At 38.6% G+C, this 16,122-nt stretch carries 13 protein-coding genes; 7 read left to right on the top strand and 6 right to left on the bottom strand.

The annotated features are described in order from the left end of the window. Window positions 1-165: 165 nt before the first annotated feature. Window positions 166-561, bottom strand: a complete 396-nt coding sequence (locus tag AC5KOD_RS07695) for an NUDIX domain-containing protein (protein ID WP_496913964.1) — start codon at window positions 559-561, stop codon at window positions 166-168. A gap of 266 nt (window positions 562-827) precedes the next feature. Between AC5KOD_RS07695 and AC5KOD_RS07700 the strand changes: the two genes are divergently transcribed. Beyond that, on the top strand, window positions 828-1,703 hold the full coding sequence (locus AC5KOD_RS07700; RefSeq protein ID WP_496913965.1) for a YitT family protein: 876 nt from the start codon (window positions 828-830) through the stop codon (window positions 1,701-1,703). A gap of 65 nt (window positions 1,704-1,768) precedes the next feature. Here AC5KOD_RS07700 and AC5KOD_RS07705 read toward each other — a convergent pair whose 3' ends face one another. The 5 genes from AC5KOD_RS07705 to AC5KOD_RS07725 all read right to left on the bottom strand — a co-directional run bounded on the left by AC5KOD_RS07705 (window position 1,769) and on the right by AC5KOD_RS07725 (window position 7,218). Beyond that, a complete protein-coding gene (locus tag AC5KOD_RS07705; RefSeq protein WP_496913966.1) occupies window positions 1,769-2,443 on the bottom strand; it encodes a type 1 glutamine amidotransferase in 675 nt (224 codons plus the stop codon). Between the two features lies 1 nt (window position 2,444). Further along, entirely contained in the window at window positions 2,445-3,788 is a 1,344-nt protein-coding gene (locus AC5KOD_RS07710) for a MurT ligase domain-containing protein (RefSeq protein ID WP_496913967.1), read from the bottom strand. Between the two features lie 196 nt (window positions 3,789-3,984). Further along, window positions 3,985-5,385, bottom strand: coding sequence for a TrkH family potassium uptake protein (locus AC5KOD_RS07715; protein ID WP_496913968.1), 1,401 nt, complete (start codon window positions 5,383-5,385; stop codon window positions 3,985-3,987). 94 nt (window positions 5,386-5,479) lie between these two features. Next, the gene (locus AC5KOD_RS07720) at window positions 5,480-6,547 is read right to left on the bottom strand and encodes a HAMP domain-containing sensor histidine kinase (protein ID WP_496913969.1); all 1,068 of its coding nucleotides are present in this window, start codon (window positions 6,545-6,547) and stop codon (window positions 5,480-5,482) included. Further along, complete coding sequence (locus tag AC5KOD_RS07725) at window positions 6,544-7,218, bottom strand: response regulator transcription factor (RefSeq protein WP_496913970.1); 675 nt, start codon at window positions 7,216-7,218, stop codon at window positions 6,544-6,546. Before AC5KOD_RS07725 ends, AC5KOD_RS07720 begins: the two co-directional genes overlap by 4 nt. 126 nt (window positions 7,219-7,344) lie before the next feature. Between AC5KOD_RS07725 and AC5KOD_RS07730 the strand changes: the two genes are divergently transcribed. The 6 genes from AC5KOD_RS07730 (at window position 7,345) to AC5KOD_RS07755 (ending at window position 16,114) form a co-directional block, all read left to right on the top strand. Then, window positions 7,345-9,720, top strand: a complete 2,376-nt coding sequence (locus AC5KOD_RS07730) for an ABC transporter ATP-binding protein/permease (protein WP_496913971.1) — start codon at window positions 7,345-7,347, stop codon at window positions 9,718-9,720. Window positions 9,721-9,741: 21 nt separating this feature from the next. Then, a complete protein-coding gene (locus AC5KOD_RS07735) occupies window positions 9,742-10,080 on the top strand; it encodes a hypothetical protein (RefSeq protein ID WP_496913972.1) in 339 nt (112 codons plus the stop codon). 124 nt (window positions 10,081-10,204) lie between these two features. After that, on the top strand, window positions 10,205-11,917 hold the full coding sequence (locus tag AC5KOD_RS07740; RefSeq protein WP_496913973.1) for a DNA-binding protein: 1,713 nt from the start codon (window positions 10,205-10,207) through the stop codon (window positions 11,915-11,917). Window positions 11,918-12,560: 643 nt separating this feature from the next. Further along, a complete protein-coding gene (locus tag AC5KOD_RS07745; RefSeq protein WP_496913974.1) occupies window positions 12,561-14,048 on the top strand; it encodes an ABC transporter permease in 1,488 nt (495 codons plus the stop codon). Between the two features lie 16 nt (window positions 14,049-14,064). Beyond that, complete coding sequence (locus AC5KOD_RS07750) at window positions 14,065-14,739, top strand: ABC transporter ATP-binding protein (RefSeq protein ID WP_496913975.1); 675 nt, start codon at window positions 14,065-14,067, stop codon at window positions 14,737-14,739. Next, window positions 14,732-16,114 (top strand): PASTA domain-containing protein, encoded by a 1,383-nt coding sequence (locus tag AC5KOD_RS07755; protein WP_496913976.1) that lies wholly within the window; start codon window positions 14,732-14,734, stop codon window positions 16,112-16,114. Before AC5KOD_RS07750 ends, AC5KOD_RS07755 begins: the two co-directional genes overlap by 8 nt. The last annotated feature ends 8 nt before the right edge of the window (window positions 16,115-16,122 follow it).

Genomic DNA, 16,122 nt, shown 5'->3' on the forward strand with positions numbered 1-16,122 from the left:
TAAGGGCTAAAGCCCAAAGAATGATGGCTTGCAACTTTAGTTGCTTAGAAGTTTAGGACAACGAAGCGTAGCGTAGTAAAACGTAGTGAGCAGACTTTTGGAGCGCGTTTGTCACATAATATTCGTAAAATTAGAAGAGGATGAGATAAAAGTCTCGTCCTTTTTTTATATATATTTCAAGGCGTTCGTGGTTGTAAAGGTTAAGGGAGACGGTAGCTGATCAAGAGGAAACCACTCGATTGCGGCAAGTTTATCAGGTTCATTGTTGTGAACTATACCTGCGGTTATGGTGGCTAAAAATGTTGGGCAAACAAAATGAGTATCTGCTTCTTTTAGAATATGGTTTGTGACGCAGACTAATTTGCTTAAGCTGATATCGACCGTCAATTCTTCTTTTATTTCTCGAATGGCTGCTTCTTCAATTGTTTCATAGAGGTCAACTTTGCCTCCAGGTAAGCTCCAATGATTTGCGTCAGGAGCTTTTCTTCTTAGAACAAGTAAGACGTCATGTCGATCATTGAAAAGTATGGCGCCAACACCGACTCGGGGTTCAATTTGCATAACACATCCTCCTTTTTGATGGCAAGTATAGCTAATTATTAGCCTTATTTTAGCATAGTTAAATAAATAAGAATAATCTCAGAATCTAAGAAAAAAAGCTAGATCAGTTGCAAAACTCAGAAAGATTTAGTATCTTGTAAGAAGACGTCAATTTGCGTCTTTTTTTGCGGACAAAAAGTCTTATTTGTGACCCGTTATTCTAATTTTTTCACTTTTTTTTGTCAAAGTTAGAGTGAGTTTAGGTTTGTTATTTAGGGGGGGATATGATGGAAAAAAAATACCAACAATTACTATTCAATGTGATTAAAATTACCTTAGGAGCGTTTATTTTTGCGATTGCGGTTAATTCACTGGCCTTGCCAAATAATTTAGGCGAAGGCGGGGTAACTGGCTTAACGATGATACTTTATTATACGAACGGCTTGTCTCCAGCGTTAACCAACGTCCTTATTAATGCCGTGTTATTAGTGATTGGTTATAAATTTTTAGATAGACAAACGGTTTTTTATACTCTTTATGCAGTGGTAGCCATGTCTGTTTTCTTGAAACTGACGGATCAATTGGTCGTCCAGACAAGCGAGGTCATTATTGCCTCGATGGGCGCGGGAGCACTGATGGGTGTCGGTATGGGCTTAATCATGAAAGGGAATGGAACGACGGCAGGGAGTGCGATATTAGCTAAATTAGCCAATAAGTATTTAGGGTGGAACACGAGTTATGCTCTTTTATTTTTTGATTTAATTGTGGTGATTCCGTCAGTGTTTGTCATTGGTTTGGAAAGTATGATGTTTACGATTGTTTCTTTAGCCGTTTCAACGAAATTATTGGATTTCATTTTAGAAGGGGGCAACCCTAAGAAAACTGTCACCATTATTTCAGAAAAACATGAGCAAATTGCAGAAGAAATTAGCCAACAATTAGAACGTGGAATTACGATTATTAATGCCACTGGTCATTACAAAAAGAATGAAAAGAAGATGTTATACGTTGTGATCAGTCGTCAGCAGTTACTGCCTATTCAAAAGCTGATTGACGAGATTGATCCACTTGCTTTTGTGATTATCAATGATGCTCAAAGCGTTATTGGTGAAGGCTTTACTCGTGAGTTTTTTGAGCACGAAGAGAATCCTAATGAAATTTAAATGATTTAAAAAAACCAGTAGAAAGGGAGCTGTTTTCTCCTTGCTACTGGTTTTTTTTTATCAAATTAATCGGTAAAGACGTCTTCACCATATTTTTTTGTTAAAGTGAGATGAATTAATCGTTTTGCTAAGTGGGGATTGCGGGCAAGGAGAGGCCCATGGAAGTAACTGCAAAAAGTATTTTTGTAAATAGCACCTTCCGATTTGTCTTCTCCGTTGTTTCCGTAGCCAGCCTTAATCAGGCCTAAAGGACGTTCGCCTTTACCAAGATAAGTCTTGCCATTGTGATTTTCGAAGCCTTTGTAGGTTTCTTTGAACGCCTCATTGTAGATTTCAACGTCCCCAATAAAACGATTATTGTCTTGGCTTAACGTATAGTGATCGAGTGCGCTAATCCCAGGGATTTTCTCTCCGTGAGCTCCCATATAGTAATGACCAAGCATTTGGTACCCACCACAAATGGCTAGCATGACTCCGTCCTCTTCGATATAGCGAGTCAGAGGCTCTTTTTTTGATTGTAAGTCTTTTGAGACGATCAGTTGCTCAAAATCTTGTCCTCCACCGAAGAAAACAAAATCATAATTCTCAGGCTTGAAGTCTTGATAAACACTGATAATTTCTGATGTAAAGGACACACCCAATTGTTTAGCTTCATAGGCCAACATCAACATATTTCCATTGTCGCCATAAGTATTAAGCAGATTGCCATAAAGATGGCAGGCTCTAATTTCCAATTCCATCTTACATTCCTCCTTTGATGTAGCCTTGATTCGCTAATTCTTTGCGGAGTTGCAGAACTGCTGTGTACGTGGCTAAAATAAAGACTTGTTCGGTCGGTAGCTGTTTAATCTCATCAATGACACCTGTTAGGCTATCGATTTCTTTGATCTGATCGTCAGGAATGCCGGCTACTTTCAGACGAAGAGTCATATCTTCTCGGCGGATTCCTCCGGTAATGATTTGAGGGATACCCATTTCGGCAAAGGCCTCATGATTGCCGTCCCAAATCCAGCTGATATCAATACCATCGGCATCGTTGTCGTTAAGTAAGCTAACGAGTGAAAAAGGCTTTGGTGCTAGGTCAATCATATCGATTACCTGATTTAAACCGACTGGATTTTTTACAAGAACTAAAGTACACTGCTTGCCATCAATTGTAATCACTTCTTGGCGACCAAAAATCTTTTCATCATATGCGAGACCTGCGCGGATTTTTTCTGGTGAGACATCGTAATATTCAGCTACAGCAGTTGCTGCTAAAGCATTATATACATTGTATAAGCCACCAACTTCAATCGTGTAAGGTTCAGCATCAATAGTAAATTCGGCAGATGTATTAGTCATTTGTCCGAGCTCGGTTAACTGATAATCTAGCTCAGGACGTTTAAAGTCACAATTTGGGCAATAGTACTTACCAAGGTTACTATAGGTAATCATGTGATAGTGTAGGATGTGATGACACTTTGGACAGACAACCCCATCTGTATTGTAGTGTGCCATTAATTCACCGTCAGCTTGATGATTAAAACCAAAATAACGACGAGGATTGACTGTCTCAATTGAATTGAAAATTGGCAGATCGCCATTAGCTAAAATAGTTGCATCAGGGGCTTTCGCCGCACCGTCAACAATTAATTGATAAGTCGTGTAGATTTCACCGTAACGATCCATTTGATCTCGGAAAATATTAGTAAACAAGAAAAGTTTTGGTTTAATATGTTCCGTTACTTTACTCAGACTAGCTTCATCAATTTCGAGTACTGCAAATTTTTTCTGACCTTTTTTATTTTTGGCAGAAAGAAAGGTTGAAACAATCCCTTGGACCATATTTGCTCCAGTGGGGTTAGTCAGCACATTATCAAATTCTTGTTTTAAAATGTTCACAGTTAAAGCCGTTGTTAAGGTTTTTCCATTTGTCCCAGTGACAACAATCACTTCAAAATCTTTAGCTAAGCTATCTAAAATATTGGGATCAATTGTCAAGGCGAGTTTACCAGGTAAACTGCTCCCACCTTTCAAAAAGGTTTGTAAAAACCATTGACTTGATTTTCCTACCAACGTGGCTAACTGACTTCTTAAGGTCATGCTTAATTCCTCCTGCTAACAATGACGTTAAGTCATCGAAAACTTAATTTTATATCCAACTCATCATACCATATATTTAGTCTTTTTTTAATGCTTTTGGTTATAGGAAGAGTCAGTCTTAATAAAAAACTAGTTTTTATTAAGACTGACTCTCTTTAGTTGTATTCACTTAAAGGTGCTCTTTTGTTAGCGAAGCTTAGCCAATAATAATTTTTTCAGTCGGATAGAGATACCCCTTATCCTGTAGTTCTTTAGGTACAAAAAGCATCAAGGTATAAAGCATGCCCACCCGCCCGATAAACATCAGAGCAGCGATAATAATTTTACCGATCACTGATAAGTCATCAGTGATACCCATAGAGAGCCCCGTTGTTCCAAAGGCAGAAGCAACTTCGACGACAATGGAAATCAGTGAGTGCTTCTCAGTTGCCGCCAAGGTCATGACTGAGAAGAAGCACATAAGTAGCGATAGATTGAAGACCACAATGGCTTTTTTTATATCCTCCTCAGAAATGCGTCGACCGAAAATACTGATATTCTCTTCACTTTTGATGAAGGAAAATAGATATAAAACGACTATTGCGACAGTAGTTGTTCGCACGCCACCCCCAACTGAGCTTGGGCTACAGCCGATAAACATCAGAGTCGAAAAAACTAATAAAGTCGGCGTTTGGAAAGTTGTTAAATCATTCATTTGTAAACCAGCATTACGAGTAGTCATGGAGTAAAACATTGACGTTATCCAACGCTGGGTTTCATCCATATCAGCAAAAAGATGTTGCCGCTCTAAAAAATAAATAAGCACTGTGCCGACAAGAAAGAGAATGAGAAACGCCCAAATTGCTAGTTTGCTGAACAATGAAAAACGGAAAGGAAAGCCTCGACGTTTCTTTTTAAAAAAGAGCCATTCTTTAATTTCCATAATAACCGGAAAGCCAATGCCACCAATCATAATTAAGATGATGATGCAGATAATAAAGAAATAATCATCCGCGTAAGGCGTGATGGAGGCACCAGTCACATCAAAGCCAGAGTTGGTTACAGCCGAGATGGATTGGTAAAATCCATAGAAAATCGCATCACGAATCGTTGCATGATGGTTGGAAAGATAGAAATGCACGGAGAAAATCCCGCCAAAAAGTAACTGAATCCATAATAAAATCCCGAGAGTGGTGCGGATTAAACGAACGATACCACTGAGTTTTGGCTGGTTCATATCGGTCATAATCAGCTGTCGCTGTTTTAAGGAAATCTTGCGTTTTGAAACAATCAAGAAGAAGGTTGAGACCATCATAATTCCTAATCCACCCACTTGAAACAGCACTTCAAGCAGTAAAACGCCTCGATCATTGAATACTTCATTAATATTAAAGGTGCTTAGGCCAGTCACACTGACGGTACTAATTGCCATAAATAAATCGTCTAAAAGCGTGGTATGTACGCCTGAATGACGGAAAAAAGGTAGCTTCAATAATGCGAAGGAAATAACTGTTAGGATTGCGTAATAGATGACAATCAGTTGAATACTCGACAAGTGCGACGATATAAAGCGGGCAAAATCACGTTTATACCCATAAAAAAAACGATGTTTGGCCATGTTTAAGGTCCCTTTCAATAATCACTAGTGAATCAAGTATATCATGTGAGCTAAAAATCGCAATTGGATATTTTTAGCGCTTGAAGGAGTCAGTTTAGTGATTAGTTGGGTTTTTAGGTAGAGAAATGGCAAAAGAGCTGCCCTGATTTGGCTCACTTTTCAGCTCAATCTGTCCCTGACAAAGTTCAACTATTCGTTTCACAATTGAAAGGCCAAGGCCGTTTCCTTCAGTTGTATGAGAATCATCTCCTTGATAGAACTTATTAAAAAGATAAGATTGAGTGGCGTTATCCATCCCTACTCCACTGTCACTTACGGTGACGACAACCTGTGTATCATTGTCAATCAGCTCCACTTTAATAACACTTGCTTGAGGTGAAAATTTTATCGCATTATCGATTAAGTTAATCCAAACTTGTTGTAGCAGATCATCGCTTGAGGTGATGAGAGTCTCAGGTAAGTTTAGCTCAAATTCAATTTCTTTAGCCTGCCATTTTGGTTCAAGTAACAGGATGACCTGTCGCAATTGTTCATCCAACTGAATTTGTTTCTTTTCCGTTAAAATTTCAATAGTCTCAACCTTTGTTAAGTTTAAGACATTGGTTGATAAGGTTGTTAAACGGCTAGATTCTTGGATAATAATCTCAATATATTTTTGGCGCTCAGCTTCGCTTAACTCAGGGTCCCTTAGGAGCTTTGCAAAGCCTTGAATAGAGACAATCGGTGTTTTAAATTCATGAGAAAAGTGATTGATAAAATCACTGCGCAAGGTTTCAATCCCACTTAACTCCTTAGTCATACGATTGAAGCTATGGCTTAATTCGATCAACTCGTAAGGCGCTCGCTCGTAATGTAGAGTGGTGTCCAAATCGCCACTGGCAACCTGGTTGATTGCTGTTATTGCCCGCTTAAAGGGATCTAACATTTTTCGGCTAAAAAGCATGGTCAGCATGGTGCCCATTAATAGACTAAAAATAAAAATGATAATAAATGGCCCCAAAATCCGATAAGGAGGAGAAAAACGAGGCACAAAATTAATGAGCTTAGTTTTAATTAAAATCAAAATTAAGCCACCGACTATTAAAAAACAGATAATCATCATGAAGAAAACAAAGAAAACTAAGCCAATCGTCAGTGAAAAACGTTTCTTGTGTTTCATCATATGACACGCTCCGCTTTATACCCTAATCCGCGAACAGTTACGATGGTAAATTCAGGGAAATCGGCAAATTTTTCTCGTAATCGATTGATGTGCACATTAACAGTTTTAGCATCCGTTTGAGTATCATAGCCCCAAATATCATCCATTAATTGGACGCGAGTGAAAATTTTTCCTGGATAAGACAGTAGCTTAAAGAGCAGAAAGAATTCCTTTTGGGGTAAGGTCAATCTCTGTTCACCTTTAGTGACTTGTAAGCTATCAGCATCAACAGACACGTCGCCAATGGTAATTCGCCTGTCAGCTACAATTTTGGAGCGTCGTAGTAAAGCCTTTATCCGAAGCAACATTTCCTCTTGATCGACTGGTTTTACCATATAGTCATCAGTACCAACTAAAAAGCCCTTTTTCATTTCACTTGGGGTTTCCTTAGCAGTGACCATCAAAATTGGCAATTGATAATTGGCCTGACGCAGAGTTTCTGTAAACTCATAGCCTGTCATTTTAGGCATCATAATATCAACTAAAGCAAGGGCGATAGGTTGCTGCTCAATCAATTCTAAAGCTTCCTTGCCATTATTAGCAGTTACAGTTTGAAACCCATTTTTACTTAAATAGATACTCATTAATTCTTGTGTATGAGGATCGTCCTCGACGATTAAGATAGTGGCCATTTTTAAACGACTCCTTTCATATAATCAGACTTTAGTCTGATTTTTTCGTGTTCCCTTAGCTTGTTAACATTGAGTTTATCTTACAAAGGTAAACTCACGATTAACAACTGATAGAAGGAGAAAACTATGTTAGAACTTAAATCGATTTATAAACATTATACCACTGGAGACGTGACGCAAACAGCTCTCAACGGCGTGAATTTAACTTTTCGTAAAAGTGAATTTGCTGCTATTTTAGGACCGAGTGGCTCCGGTAAAACGACACTCCTTAATATTGCTGGTGGACTTTGTCAATACGATGAGGGGGAGCTGTTGATTAACGGGCAATCGACCCAGACATTCAAGGATAAGGATTGGGACGCTTACCGTAACAACAGTGTTGGGTTTATTTTTCAAAGCTACAACTTGATAAGCCATCTGTCTATTATGGACAACGTGATGATGGGGATGACCTTGAGTGGAGTACCTAAGGAGGAACAAAAAAGTCGTGCCTTATCTGTTTTAGACCGAGTGGGTTTAAGCGAGCATCTACACAAAAAACCAAATCAATTATCAGGTGGCCAAATGCAACGGGTCGCAATTGCTCGTTCCTTAGTTAATGACCCCGATATTATTTTGGCAGATGAGCCAACGGGAGCTCTTGACACTAAAACTAGCGGTCAAATCATGGAACTGATTGCGGAAATTGCTCATGATAAATTGGTGATTATGGTAACTCATAATCCAGAGTTAGCAGCAGAATATGCCACACGAATTATTGAATTTCGTGACGGGGAAGTTGTTCATGATTCTAATCCCGTGGAAGAGGTTGTAGCGTCTACGACTTATCAGATGCGACGAACCAGTATGAGCTTTTGGAACGCTTTAAAGCTATCGGGTAAAAATATCACAACCAAAAAATGGCGAACGAGTTTGATTGCTTTCGCTTCTAGTATTGGCATTATTGGGATTGCGTTAGTTCTCGCTTTATCTAACGGCTTTGACAAACAGATTAATTCTGTTGAAAATGACACACTTTCAGGGTATCCCATAACTATTTCCAAAGTAGCTTCAACAGCCACGTTTGGGCCACCGCAACAGCCTTTTGGGACAGAGAAAGAATCGGCAAAGTTAAAGGCGCAGCGTAATAGTCAAAAAATTTATGCAGAAAAAGTATCAGCAGATCAGGAACCACATAATAATCAGTTAAACTCTGATTTTTTAGACTACCTAGCTAAATTAGCCCCTGAGAAAGTTTCAGGCATTAATTATGGCTATAACAGTGGGTTTAATCTTCTTCAAAAGCAAGGAGAAGAGGTCAAAGTGGTCAACCAGGAGACCATTAATTTTGTTAGTTACCCGATGCCTAATACGTCAGATCAAAGTGGCTTTTTAAAACAGAACTTTGATTTATTAGCGGGAAGCTATCCCAAAAAGCAGGACCAGCTAATCGTAGTAGTGGGCGAAAATAATCAATTGAGTAACGAGTTATTGATGAATCTAGGATTTTCAGATGGGGCTACGCTGAGCTTCGAAGAGTTGATTGGCTATCAATTAAAGGCTATTCCAAATGATGCTTACTATCAGCAAGAGGGCACGTATTTTAAAGGTGCGGAGACTGACACATTAGCCACTCTTTATGCAGATCAAGGCACTAAGACCTTGACTGTAACAGGAGTGATACGGGGAAAAGAAGAATTAGAAATTTCAGGTTTGTCAGAGGGAATAAAATATTCATCAGCCTTTGGAACAGAGATGATGGACTTAGCAAAAGAGTCAGCGATTGTTAAGGCACAGCGTGAAGCAGATTATAACGTAATGACAGGAGAATCATTTGTGGCCGAAGCAGTACAGCCAGATACTAATCGCCGTATGTCAAATGAAACGGTTACAGCGATGGCCCCAGCCGTCAGTAGTATTACGAAAGAGCATCTATTGACGAAATTCGGTGACAGTGACAGTCCAGATATGATTACCATCTATCCGACAGATTTTGCTGCCAAAGAAGACATTTTGGCCTATATTGACGACTGGAACAAAGGGAAGAGTGAAGAGGAGCGAATTGAATATACGGATATGGCAGCAACGGTTACGTCATTGATGGGCAGTGTGTTGGATGCCATCACCATTATTTTGGTGGCTTTTGCCGCAATATCCTTAGTCGTATCCTTGATCATGATCGGTATTATCACGTACATTTCTGTAATGGAACGAACAAGAGAAATCGGTGTTTTACGTGCGTTAGGAGCGCGTAAAAAAGATATTACGCGTGTCTTTAATGCGGAAACCTTTATCATTGGTACCTGTTCTGGTGCGTTAGGTATCGGACTAGCCTATCTTTTAACCATTCCCGTCAACAGTGTTCTAGAATCCATGACGGATATGGCGAATGTCGCTCAACTAGATCCAGTTCACGCTCTTTTATTGGCAGTAGTTAGTATTGCTTTGACCATGTTGGGAGGAATGTTACCAGCTCGAATGGCGGCCAAAAAGGACCCAGTAGAAGCGCTAAGTGCTGATTAAGTAAGAAAGGAACACAGGACGATGGTTAATGAAATGACGCTGTTAAACGAGTTAGCGATACTACTTGAACAAGTTGAGGTGACGACGAGTCCAACATTAGATGAGCCTGACAGGTTCATCAGTTATTACTATCAGTTAGAAGAGACGATGGAACAAATCAGAAGTCAACTTTTTGATTATTACCAACCAAAGGGGAGCAAGTCAACAAAAACTGGTAAACTAATTCACCAACTTCAGTATTTTATGAGAAAACGTGAGGAGGAATTAGTGCTATTTACAGACTGGGGAAATCCAATCGCTATTTTACTAGAAAAAGAGGCAACCTTCGCGACATTAAAATCGGTTATCAACGAGTATTAGCTAAATAATTAGACTAGAGACGGATTGTGTTAAGACTAAAAAAACGGTACACTTAAACTCAAGTAGACAGCGAGTAACAGCTGAAGCTACTTGAGTTTTTGTATTTAATTAGGAGGAAAAACAAATGTTAAGTCAGTTAGGCATTAGTAGTATCTTATTACTGATTATTGTTGGAAGTTATCTAGTAAAAAAGAAAGGATCACTAGCTAAAAGGCAGTGGCAGATATTAATTGGACTACTTGTTTTAATTACACTTATTAATAGTGTCTATATTTGGATTATCTTACCAAGTAAATCCTTGTTTAATTATTTAATGACAAATATTGTATTAGGGCTACTTGGAATTGGCATTGTTTATTTAGTTAATGAAGTAGATGAGCTGGTAATTGACCGTAAGAAGAGTCTGAGTAAACAAGTGGCTCTGTTAATCGTGGCTTGCGTTTTATTGATCGGTGCATCCTTTGGTTACGATATTTACAGTAAAAAACAAGTGTATGGCACATTAAATTTGGTTGAGGGAACAGATACACCAGAGCTTGATAAGGCGGATACGCCAGTGACGATCCCTCCCAAAACAGTTCGCAATAAGATGAAAAAATCAATGAATCAATTTGAAAATCAACAGTTCTATGATTTGGGTAAGCTACAAGTTCAGAAGGTTAATAATGAGGTGGTTTATATTGCGCCACTAGAATTTAAAGGCTTTTGGCGTTGGCTCAAGGGGGGCGCATCAGAAGGTTATTTGAAGATGTCTGCCACAGATGTTTACGCTCAACCAGAGCCTGTTAAAACTAAAATGGCTTATATTCCTAGTGCTTATTTCTTTAAAGATGTTGAACGAAAGATCTATTTTGCAACAGCGACTTATAAATCAATTGGTGAACCTCAGCTAGAAATCGCTGATGATGGGCATGCTTACTACGTCCAAAATTTATATAAACCGCGGGGGATTTCTGAGAATCCTAACTACCGAAAAATGAAAATTGCTGTGTTAGATACAGTTGATGGCAAGGTTGCCGTTTATGATTTGAATGATGTACCTGAATACATCGACGCGCCGATTTCCCCGGAAATGGCGAGTGAGATGAATAGCGTATACGGAAAATATGAGAACGGTTGGTTGAACAGCCGAATGGCTAAAAAAGGTGTTAAATTGGCAACGGAAAATGGCACAGAAGATGAAGTAACGCCGATCTTTAATGAAAAGGGTGAGATGCTTTACTTTACAGATTTTACATCACCATCAAGTTCAGATGATTCAGCTATTGGCTACTCTTTTATTAATGCTCGAACAGGTGAAATTACCTATTATAGCAAGAAAAATATGATGGACAGTGAAGGGTTAATTAATTTAGTTGATCTTGTGTTTCCTGAGAAAAAACTAGAAGGGAATATGCCTCTATTATATAACATTGATGGGGTTCCAACTTGGGTGGTATCAATGTTAGACAAAAACGGTATCTTCAAAAAGATTGCGTATGTGAATGCCACTGATAGTGACATCTTAGCAATGGAGGATACGGTCGATAAAACACTACAAACTTACCGCTTAAAATTAGCAGAAAAGAAAACCAATGTCAGTGCGACATCGGAAGTGAAGGAAGTAACAGTTAGTGGCAAAGTCGTTCGCTTAACAGCACCGATGGTAACGAGTGAGGCGACAATCATTAAATTTGTTTTAGAGGATGGCTTGTTGTATATCGTCAATGAAAATGACTATCAAGTAGCTGGCTTCTTAGAAAAAGGTGATCAAGTTAGTTTTACTGCTAAAATGGTCGATAATCAGGTACAAGGATATGTCGAAAGTTTTGATATAGATGGGTTTGAACTAAAATAAAAAAAGCAGCTGGGAAAAATCTCAGCTGCTTTTTTGAATTTATTAATGATGGGATTAGAAAAACGTTTGAGTCGAGTATCAAGAACAGACACATTACACTAAGGTAGAAAAATCGCTCAAATAGCTTTCAAGTAAAAAAGTAAAAGCCAGTCACACCATAGCCCGAGGGCTTTAAAGGTCAACGAAGAGTATCAAGAACAGTCACATTACACTAAGGTAGTAAAATTGCTTAAATAGCTTTCAAGTAAAAAAGTAAAAGCCTGTCACATCATAGCCCGAGGGCTTTAAAAGTCAACGAAGAGTATCGAGAACAGTCACATTACACTAAGGTAGTAAAATTGCTCAAATAGCTTTCAAGTAAAAAAGCAAAAGTCAGTCATATCATAGCCCGAGGGTTTTAAAAGTCAACGAAGAGTATCATAAAATGTAGCAATCTCTACTATCTTAATTGAAGAGTAGGCTTTTTTATTTACCGAAGGATACCACAAAAACCACCTATTGTAAACGTTTTTTTAAGAATAAGTTAAAAAATGGAAAAATAAGGATTCAGTCAACTTTATCATCACTACACTTTATCTTTACATGAGCTTCATATTGGCTTGTTAAGATGCTAGTAGATTAATAAAGGAGGCAATACTACAAGATGAATTTTACAAAACGAGCATTTTTAAGCATTACAAGAAGGAAAGGCAGAGCCCTAATTTTATTTTCAGTTGTTTTTATTTTAGGTAATTTAATCGCAGGGGCAATTTCTATTCAACAGGCAACACAAAATGTAGAGAAGAGTATCAAAAAGCAATTAGGTGGGACGGCTTCTATAGATGTTGACCCAAAAGCAATCGAATCTGCGATGGCAGATGGCGAGCAGTTTAAAATGGAGCCGCTAAAGGAAGAATTGATAAAAAAAATTGGGGAATCTGATTACGTAAAGCATTACGATTATAATCTGGAATTATACGGTGGGCTTAAAGATATCAAGGCTTTTGCCCCAGAAAAAAAGAACGACGTTATGATAAGTGGTGAAGTTAAAGGCATGGAAATAAAAATGAGAGGTGTTCAATATGCGCCAATCTTGGACTTTAAAGAAAAGAAATCAGCATTAGTAGATGGTAGAGCCTTTACAGAAGAAGAGATTGAAAAAGGTAGCGGTGTGGGGCTTATTTCTAAAAAGGTTGCCGAAGAAAATAATCTAAGCGTTGGCGATAAAATAGTCTATCAAAATAACGTGTTTGATTTTAGTCAAGGCTTTAATCCCCAAGCTGAGCCAGTGGCTAGTCGTGATGTTCCGATTGAAATTATTGGGATATTTGAACCAATAGAGGCTGAGAAAAAAACAGATAGTGAAACGAAACAAGCGGACCCAATGGCAGGTTTTAATAATACACAATTCCAAAACACTTTATACGTGCCAAATGGTTTAGCAACAAAAGAAAATGCTTTTTATAATGAAGAAATGGCGAAAGTAAGTCCAGACTCGTCTGAAAATGGCGAAGCCTATTATTTACCGACCTTTATTTTGAAAAGTCCAGAGGCTGCTGAAGCCTTTAAAAAGGAAATGTCACCGCTAGTTCCTAAGGATTACAAATTAACGGCCTCAACAGATCAATATAATTCAATCGCAGCACCGATTAAATCAATGTCAAAATTATCAGGCTATATTTTAGTAGCAGCAGTTGGCGCCTCATTGTTAATCGTCAGCTTAGTCGTCTTACTCTTCTTGAGAGACCGGAAGCATGAATTTGGCATTTATTTATCTCTTGGTGAAAAGCGTCAGCGAGTGCTAGGTCAAGTGATTATAGAAGTGGTAGTAGTGGCAATTATCGCGATTAGTTTGTCATTGTTTTCAGGTAATTATTTAGCTAAGGGAATTTCTGGCTCAATGATCCAAAATCAAATTGAAGCGGAAGCTGAAAAGGAAGATGCCCAAGCTGGTGGCACGATGATGGTCATGGGAGGCAATCAAAGCAGTAGCAATCTTTCGGCTGATGATGTTACCAAAGAATATCAAGTTAAATTAAGTAGTAAGTATGTCATTAGTTTCTTCTTAGTTGGTTTAGGAACAATTTTAGTTGCGACGATTGCTCCAATGGTTTATCTGATTCGATTAAATCCGAAGAAAATTATGATGTAGAGAGGAAAATACAATTATGACAATTTTAGAGACGAAGCAATTAGATTATTTTTATCAAGATGGCGATCGTAAACGAACTATTTTGAATAATGTGAGTAACACCTTTGATAAAGGAAAATTCTATACCATCTTAGGGCAATCGGGTTCTGGAAAAACAACCTATCTTTCATTAATTAGTGCCTTAGATTCCCCTAAAAATGGTGAGATTCTGTATGAACAGCAAGACATTAAACAAATTGGACTTGAAGAGTATCGCCGAAATAAAATTGGAATTATTTTTCAAAGCTTTAACTTGATTCCCTATTTAACTGCAGTTGAAAATGTGTTGTTGGCAATGGCAATTACAGATAACGAACTGCCAGACAATCAAAAGGATGTCGCCTATAACTTGCTTGATTATATAGGCATTGTCAGAACCAAGGCTGACCGAGCTGTTACCCATCTTTCAGGTGGTGAACAGCAACGGGTAGCGATTGCTAGAGCTTTAGCAACAAATGTTGATATTATTTTAGCTGATGAGCCTACGGGAAATTTAGATGAAGGGATGGAACAAGAGATTGTAAAAATCTTCAAAGAGTTGGCTCATATTCATAATAAATGCGTGATTGTAGTTACCCACTCGCAAGAGATAGCTGCATCCTCTGATCAAACTTTTTACTTAAAGGAAGGTAAGTTGACGCCATATGAGTAGTTTTTTATCTAATTTTCAATCAGGTGATTACGAAAAAAATGTTGCCAAAAAAGAGTCACCTGATTCAGTCGAAGAGGAGCGAGGAGAGGATACCGAGGGGGCTGAAGCATCTGAAACATCTGAAACAACCGAGCAGAGTTCGACTGAGAGTCCCAGTGAACTCCCGCAACGAGTAACACGTTCGCAACCTGTAGCGGAAATAACGTCTCGTCACTCTCAAGAAGAAACAGAACATGATCCAACATTTAAAAAACGGCAACGAAAAAAATGGACATTACTTGGCTTATTAGGAATAATAATTATTACAGTCGGGACTGTAATAATTTATCAAATGACTCATGTTGAGATGCCAGATTTCCAAGGGAAGGCAATTAGTGATGTCCAAAAATGGGCCGCTCAGAATAAAATAACCGTTGTAACCAAGCAAGAATATTCATTAGACAAAGAGGCCAATCAAGTGTTGAAGCAACCAGTTACTAAAGGTGAGAAGGTGCGTAAAGGCAAAGAGTTAACCTTTATGATCAGTCAGGGGGCCGATCCAGAGGAGAAAGTGGTGTTACCTGATTTTAATCAATTGACTCACACTGCAGCTGAGGAATGGCTCGCTAAGAATAAAACCGATAATTTAAAACTTGTCACCGAGTACAATGGTGAAGTGGAAAAGGGCAAGCTATTACGGATGGAGTTAAAAGGCGATGCCACCAAAGAGTCCTTTAAGCGTAAAGATAGTGGGACTCTCTATTATTCTAAAGGGAAAGAGGTCTATCAAAAAGATATTTCAGTACCTGATTTTAGTGGCAAAATGAAAAGTGATGTTGAAACTTGGGCGAAGACCAATAGTATTGAGATGACCTATAAGGATGTCGCCTCTCAGGATCAAGAAGTCGGTAAAATAATCAAGCAGTCAATTGCTGCAAAGGAAAAAGTTGCCAAGCAAACTAAGATGGAAGTCGAAGTGTCCGCAGGGAAACCAATTACCATACCTGATTTCGGCACATTGACCCCTGAGGAAGCTGCTGCGCAAAAGAGCTTGCAGGTGACAGTCAAACATCAATACAGCACTGATGCCCCTTATGGTCAATTAATTTGGCAAACGATTGAGGCTGGAACTGTATTGACGGAAAAAGATGATTTAGCGATGTCGGTGACTTATTCTGAAGGAAGACCTTATTTAAAGGATGTTACTGGAGAAACAGAAGGCGCCTTGCAAAAGATTTTTTATGACGAGTACCATTCAAAGGGGGCTAACATTAACTACACGATCAAGTATGTGAATTCAGAAGAGAAAAAGGGAACGGTCGTGAGTATGAGTGCGTACAATGTCTATGTCCCTCTCGATTACACCGTTGAAGTGAGAATAAGTAACGGAAATTAACAAAATAA

Source organism: Vagococcus sp. WN80Y (genome assembly GCF_059621045.1).